The 7,074-nt window shown below is 64.4% G+C and carries 5 protein-coding genes; all 5 read right to left on the bottom strand.

All coding sequences use genetic code 11. The features are described from left to right. A partial coding sequence (locus G3N99_RS10730; protein ID WP_206122365.1) for an ABC transporter permease occupies window positions 1-821 on the bottom strand: 821 nt, incomplete at its 3' end. 17 nt (window positions 822-838) lie between these two features. Beyond that, window positions 839-1,867 carry an ABC transporter substrate-binding protein gene (locus G3N99_RS10725; RefSeq protein WP_206122364.1) on the bottom strand — a complete coding sequence of 343 codons (1,029 nt, stop codon included), beginning with the start codon at window positions 1,865-1,867 and terminating at the stop codon, window positions 839-841. Window positions 1,868-1,942: 75 nt separating this feature from the next. Beyond that, complete coding sequence (locus G3N99_RS10720) at window positions 1,943-2,968, bottom strand: substrate-binding domain-containing protein (protein WP_206122363.1); 1,026 nt, start codon at window positions 2,966-2,968, stop codon at window positions 1,943-1,945. Window positions 2,969-3,763: 795 nt separating this feature from the next. Next, window positions 3,764-5,254 (bottom strand): aldehyde dehydrogenase family protein, encoded by a 1,491-nt coding sequence (locus G3N99_RS10715; RefSeq protein ID WP_206122362.1) that lies wholly within the window; start codon window positions 5,252-5,254, stop codon window positions 3,764-3,766. Window positions 5,255-5,289: 35 nt separating this feature from the next. After that, window positions 5,290-6,891, bottom strand: coding sequence for a GMC family oxidoreductase N-terminal domain-containing protein (locus tag G3N99_RS10710; RefSeq protein WP_206122361.1), 1,602 nt, complete (start codon window positions 6,889-6,891; stop codon window positions 5,290-5,292). Between the last annotated feature and the right edge of the window lie 183 nt (window positions 6,892-7,074).

The raw sequence follows: 7,074 nt of genomic DNA, 5'->3' as shown, positions 1-7,074 counted from the left end.
GCCGCGGCGGCGGCGGTGTGGCCGGTGAAGCGGCGCGCGAGCGCGAGCACGGCCCAGGTGACGATGCCGAGCACGATCGACAGGCCGGCCGCCGTCGCGATGTTCGCGTTCAGCGTGAACTCGGTATAGATCGTCATCGGCAGCACGTTCAGGTCGGTGGCGAGCGTGAACGCGGTGCCGAATGCGCCCATCGCGGTCGCGAAGCAGATCGCGCCGGCCGCGATCAGGCCCGGCGCGAGCGCGGGCAGCACGATGTCGACGAAGATGCGCCACGGCGATGCGCCGAGCGAACGCGCGGCTTCCTCGAGCGACGCGTCGAGCTTCGACGCCGCCGCGATCACGGTGACGATCACGCGCGGAATCGAGAAGTACAGGTAGCCGATGAACAGGCCCGTGACCGAGTACGCGAATACCCACTTGTCGCCGGTGAGCTTCGCGGACAGCATGCCGATCAGCCCCTGCCGGCCGGCAAGCATGATCACCATGAAGCCGACGACGACGCCGGGGAACGCGAGCGGGAACGTGAGCAGCGCGAGCAGCACGCGCTTGCCCGCGAATTCGCGGCGGGAGAGCAGGAGGCCCGAGATCGTCGACAGCGCGAGCGTCGCGAGCGTGACGCCCGCGGACAGCGCGACGGTCTCGCCCAGGCTTTTCATGTAGCGCGCATTGCCGAGCAGCGCCGCGTAGTGCGAGAAGAACGCGCCGTCGGCGGACACCTGTACGAGCGCCGCCATCGGCAGCAGCCAGAACGCAGCGAACACCGCGAGCGCCGGCGCGACGAGCGCGACGCGCCAGCGCAGCGGGAAAGTCAGGTCGAGCATCGATGGCGTCCGGCTGCTTACTGCATCACCTGCAGGTATTGCTGGCCGAATGCCTGCTGGCCGGCCGCCATCTTGCCGAAGTCGACCGATTTCGCGCGGGCATATTCGCTCGCCGGCAGGAACTTCGACGCGAGGTCGGCGCTGAGCGTCTGCGCGCGCACCGGTCGCAGGTACGCATTGGCCCACAGCTTCTGGCCTTCGTCCGACAGCACGAAGTCGAGCACCTTCTTGCCGTTCGCGTCGTGCGGCGCGCCCTTCACGAGACTCATCACGTACGGCACCGCGATCGTGCCTTCCTTCGGAATCACGAACTCGACGTTCGCGCTGTCCTTGTACTTCGCGCGATACGCGTCGAAGTCGTAGTCGAGCAGGATCGGAATCTCGCCCGACAGCACACGCGCATACGCGGTCTGCTTCGGCACGATCGGCGCATTCGCCTTCAGCTTCCTGAACCAGTCGAGCGCCGGCTTGAAGTTGTCGAGGCTGCCGCCGAGCGCCTGGTTCACGGCGACCGCGCCCGCATAGCCGACGAATGCGCTCGACGGATCGAGATACCCGACCATGCCCTTGTATTCCGGCTTCAGCAGGTCGGCCCACGAACGCGGCACCGGCTTGCCGTCGAGTGCGTCCTTGTTCACGAAGAAGCCGAGCGTGCCCGAGTGGATCGCGAACCAGTAGCCTTGCGGATCCTTCAGGTTCGCGGGGATGTCGTTCCAGTGCGCGGGCTTGTACGGCGCGATTACGCCCTTGTCCTTCGCCTGGAACGCCGACGACACGCCGAGATAGACGACGTCGGCGACCGGACTCTTCTGCTCGGCGATCAGCTGCGCGATCGACTGGCCCGAGTTCTTGTTGTCGAACGGCACGCGGATGCCGGTCTTCTGCTTGATCGCCGCAATCTGCGCGGCCCAGTCGGCCCATTCGGGCGGGCAGTTGTAGCAGATCGCCGTTTCGTCGGCGTGGGCGGCGGGCGCGCCGGCGATGAGCGCCGCGCAGGCTACGGGAGCTGCAAGCGCACGCAGCAGCGAGGTCAGGCGAAAGGACACGGTAGGTCTCCGGGCGAGTGTGAGGCGCTGGGGTGGTGTGGTTGTGTGCTTGTGTACGTGTGTGGCGTCGCGCGTTCAGGCCTTGCGCAATTGCAGGTCGGTGGCCGGCGGGGCGACCGTCGCGCCATCGCGCACCACGTGCGGCAGGATCAGCGACGCGCGTTCGATCGCTGCACCGCCGATGCATTCGACGAGACGCTGCCATGCGTGGCGGCCGATGTCGCGGTTCGGCGTCGCGACGCTCGCGAGCGGCGGCGCGAGCAGTTCGCCGATCGCGATCCCGTCGAAGCCGAGCACCGACAGGTCGTCCGGGATCGAGAAGCCCGCGCGGCGCAGGCCGCGCATCACGACCATCGCGAGCAGGTCGTTGCTGCAGAAGAGGGCGGTCGGGCGCGTCGCGTGCGCGGTGAGGTGCGCGAGCACCGCGTCGGGCAGCTCGGGTGCGTTGAAGTCGACTTCGACCGGCGGCAGCGTGGCGACGCCGCTTTCCTCTAGGGCCTGCGCATAGCCGAGATGACGCTGGCGCGCGCGATCCGACGCGGCGAGCGAGCCGGCCAGCATCAGCACGCGGCGGTGGCCACGCGCGGTCAGCAAGCGCACGCCGTCGTATGCGGCGCTGCGGTTGTCGACCGATACCGACGGGCGGCGCTGCGTGTCGTTGTGCATCAGCACGTAGTGCGGGCCGTCGCGGTCGAGCATGTCGAGCAGCGGGTGCGTGTCCGCATCGGCGACGGTGAGGATCAGCCCTTCGACGCGCTGCTCGCGCAGCGTCTCGATCGCGTGACGCTCGCGCGCCGCGTCGTATTCGGTCGTCATCAGGATCAGCTTGAAGCCGGCCGCGGTCGCGAGCTCGTCGATGCCTTGCAGGCAGTCGGCGAATACGGGGTTCGACAGCGTCGGCACGACGACGCCGACGAGGCGCGTGCGCTCGCCGCGCAGTTGCCGGCCGAGCGGGCTCGGGCGAAATTGCAGCGTGTCGATCGCGGTGCGGATCGTTTGCAGCGTGGCGGGGCTGACGGTATGCGGGGCATTGATCGCACGCGAGACGGTGGCGATCGAGAAGCCCGCGAGGGCAGCGACGTCCTTGATGGTCGAGGTCATGAAGTCTTGCGATGTAAACGTTTTCGGCCAGAAAATTATCGAAAACGTTTGTGACTTCGCGATGACGCAAGCGACGCTTGTTTCGCAAAAAGCACGATACAAACATCTGACGGATAGGGCCGTCGGACGACGCGGACTCGATTGTATCGGGGATGTTGCGGCGCGGGAGGAAATCGTTGGCGGCGGTGTGGCGGCGTCGATTACAAAGGATGAATTCGTACGACAGTAGAGGGTGCCGTGATGCAGCGCCGCAGAATAAGGGAACGCATGGGCAAGCAATGGTAGAATCGCGTCCGCCCTCTTGCCGGGGTGATGAAATTGGTAAACATAGCGGACTTAAACGATTGAGTGCCCGGTCGGAAACGGTCGGTGCAGAACCCTTCAAATTCGGTGAAACCCCTGATGCGCGCATCGAGGCAACGCCGAGCCAAGCCTCGCGGCATCCGCGAGGAAGGTGTAGAGACTAGACGGGGGGCGCCTAAGGCGCACGGGCAGCAGGCACGCCCGCGCGCGACGGTGAAGGCATAGTCCAGCGCACGAACGGCAGCGCGCACGCGACGCCGGCTTTGAAAGAAGCAGTGTGACGAAAATCCGCCGCCTTAACTGGCTTGCCGGTTCGAGTCCGGTCCCCGGCACCACGATCGCCGTCATGGCGATTCGATGAAGGCACGAAAGCCCGCGAGAAGCCCTGCGCTCGCGGGTTTTTTGTTTTTGCGACGTGGCATCGGATGCGTTTGTCGTCCGGGAGCGGCGCCGGACGACGTGTCGTCGAATCGCGCCGACGGCGCCCGGCGATCAGAGGCGAATGGTGACGGACTTCAGTTCGGTGTAAGCGTCGATGAACGACGAACCGTACTCGCGACCGACGCCGGATCCCTTTGCGCCGCCGAACGGCACGGCAGGATCGACCAGCGTGTGCATGTTGACCCACACGGTGCCGGCCTCGATACGAGGAACGTATCGAAGGGCTTTCGCCAGATCATTCGTCCAGATGCTCGCGGTCAGGCCGAAAGCCGAGTCGTTCATCATCGCGATCAGTTCGTCGTCGTCATCGAACGGCACGAACGTGCCGACCGGGCCGAAAATCTCCTGACGGTATGAGCTCGACTGCAGGGACTTCGGCAAGATGACCGTCGGCTTGATGTAGAGTCCGTCGCGCCGGTATGCATCGCCGCCCGTGACGATGTCGTCGCCCTCGGCCTTTGCCTGTTCGAACGCGGCAAGGCATTTCCTGAAGTGCGGCTCGTTGCATACCGGCCCGATCAATCCCGCATCGTCCATCGGATCGGACGGCCCGATGCCATCCATGCGCGCACCGAGCTTCTCGATGACCTCGTCGAATTGCGAGCGATGGACGAAGAAACGTTCCGCCGAAGCACAGACTTGGCCGCTGTGCAGAAACCCCGCCTCGAAGACTCCATCGAGAATCTTGTCGACCGGCGTATCCGGAAGGAACGCCGCGGCGTTCTTGCCGCCAAGCTCGAGCGTAAAGCGGGTGAAGTTGGCCTTGATGGCCTCTTCGCCGATGACGCGTCCGGTCGGAACCGAGCCCGTGAACGAGACCTTGGCGACGCGAGGGTCCGAAATGACTTTTGCGCCGATTCGGCCCGTGCCGTTGATGACGTTGAGCGTGCCGGGTGGCAGCCCCGCCTCGGTGCCGAGTTCCGCGATGCGCAGCATCGTCAGCGGCGAAAATTCCGAAGACTTGATGATCACTGTGTTGCCCGTCGCGAGCGCCGCTCCGAATTTCCACACCGGAATCATGACCGGGAAATTCCACGGGATGATGCCGAAGACAACGCCCAGCGGCTCCCGCCGCGTGAAAGACGTATAGCGCTCGCCGTTCATGCTCGGATAGGACGGCGTAATCGTTTCGCCGGCAATTTTCGTGGCCCAGCCCGCGTAGTACCGAAGCCAGCGAGCGGACCAGCCTACCTCGATGATTCGAGACAACGTGATGAGCTTGCCCGACTGTGCCGTTTCGATCTGCGCGATTTCCTCGCCATGCGCTTCGATCAGATCCGCGAATCGCAGCAAGATGCGTTCTCGTTCAGCCGGGGAGAAGCGGGTCCAGCCCTCCCTGAACGCTTCATGGGACGACGTAATGGCGGCCTCGACATCGTCGTCCGAGGCCTGCGCGACGGAGCCGACTACGGCAAGCGTCGACGGACACCGGACTTCGATTCGTTCACTGCCTTGTCCCGCGACGGGGCGGCCACCGATGTAGTGCCCATGTTCGCGTGCAAGGAATTGTTTGACTTCATCAAGCATCTGGACCAGCGCCATCTGTTCACCTCCGGGAGCAATTTGATCGGCAAGCGTTAACGCGACGCATTCGAGATCAGGTCGGATGCCTTCTCGGCCAGTGCGATCGTCGGTGCGTTCGTATTACCGCTCGGGATACTGGGCATCGTCGAGCTGTCGGCCACGCGAAGCCCCGCGATACCGTGTACGCGCAGCTGTGTATCGACTACCGATGACGCGGGTTCCATCCCCATTCTGCAAGTGCCGACGGGGTGATAGACCGTCTTGGCGGCGCCACGCACCCAGTCTTCGATCGCTGCGGTGTCGTCGGGAATGCAGGTCGGCGAGAAGACCTCGTCGACATGCGCTGCGAGCGCCGGCTGCTGAAGCATCCTGAGTGCCAGTTTCGTGGCGCGAACCTGGCCGTCGACGTCCCGGCGATCGGACAGGTAACGTCCGTCGATCCGCGGAAGATCCGCCGGGTTCGACGACCTGATCGTTACGCGGCCGCGGGAATACGGTTGAAGGTGCCCCGTCTTGATGGTGATGCCGTGGGTCCGGCCCTCGGTCACGCCGAATGGATCGTCGAACGCGTCGATGACCGGCAGGAAGTGAAACTGGACGTCCGGCTGCCCCTGGTTGCACGTGTCGACGAATGCGAATCCTTCGAGTACCGGAGAGGTGAGGAGTCCGGAACGGAACAGCATCCACTGGAGACCATGCTTGAGTGCCCGCAGCCCCCGGTCCTGGCCATAGAGCGAGATCGGTGTCTTGATCGACGCATTGACCGACGTGTGCATGTGGTCGTGAAAATTCTCGCCGACCGGCAGCACGTGCTTGACTCGAACCCCCGCATTTTCGAGGTCACTGCGCGGTCCGATGCCGGACAGCTGCAGGATCTTCGGCGAACCGATCGCGCCCGCGGTCACGATCACCTCCGCGCGAGCATGCACGGTCACCTGCCGGTTGCCTTGACGATAGGTCACGCCGGTCGCGCGGCCGCCTTCGATTTCGATGCGCTCGACCAGCGCATCGACTTCTAGCTTGAACTCGGCGTGGTTTCTGATTGCCTTGAGATAGGTTGCTGCGGTGGAGCCGCGCTCGCCATTGAAGATGGTGGCCTGATAGAACCCGACACCTTCCTGTCGGTCGCCGTTGTAGTCGGTCAGGTATTCGAGTCCCATCTGTTGACCGGCTCGCACGAACGCCTGCGAGAGCGGATGCCGATAGCGAATCTCGGTGACTTTCAGGTGTCCGTCGTTTCCATGGTGCGGAACGGTCAGCGATTCGTTGTTCTCCGCCTTCGCGAAGTAACGCAGCATTTCATCGGCGCCCCAGCCCTTGCAGCCGAACTCCGTCTCCCACCGGTCGTAGTCGTTCCGGTGTCCGCGCACGTAGAGCATGCCGTTGACGGAACTGGATCCGCCGAGCACGCGGCCCTGCGGAACCGCGATGGATCGACCTTTCACGTCCTGCGACGGTTCGGCGGCGTAGGGCCACGTATAGCGGGGGATGGCCTTGCCGAGGCCGCCGGGCATGTGAATGAACAGGTCTTTGTCGTGACCGCCTGCCTCGATCAGCAAGACGGTTCCCTTGCGGCGCTCGATGAGGTTGGTTGCAATGGTGCAGCCGGCCGAACCGGCGCCAATGATGACGTAATCGAAAGTTTTATCGGACATCGTTTTTGCCCACGATCGTGCAAGCGGCATCCGTCGGCTCCGTCCGGTTCCGCGCACGCTTGCCGTCCCGATCTTCGGTGGGTATCTCCTTGCTGATTCTGGATGGTTCGCTATGGTTTTTGAGCCGGCGCTTGCGGTTCGACTGGCCGGGAATGCACCACGGAGCAGGGCCTCGACATGAGT

It is taken from the genome of Burkholderia sp. Ac-20392, assembly GCF_017104585.1.
GTDB classification, from domain to species: Bacteria; Pseudomonadota; Gammaproteobacteria; order Burkholderiales; family Burkholderiaceae; genus Burkholderia; species Burkholderia lata.
Note: the sequence above shows the minus strand (reverse complement) of the source record. Positions and strands in the feature narration are given on the sequence as shown.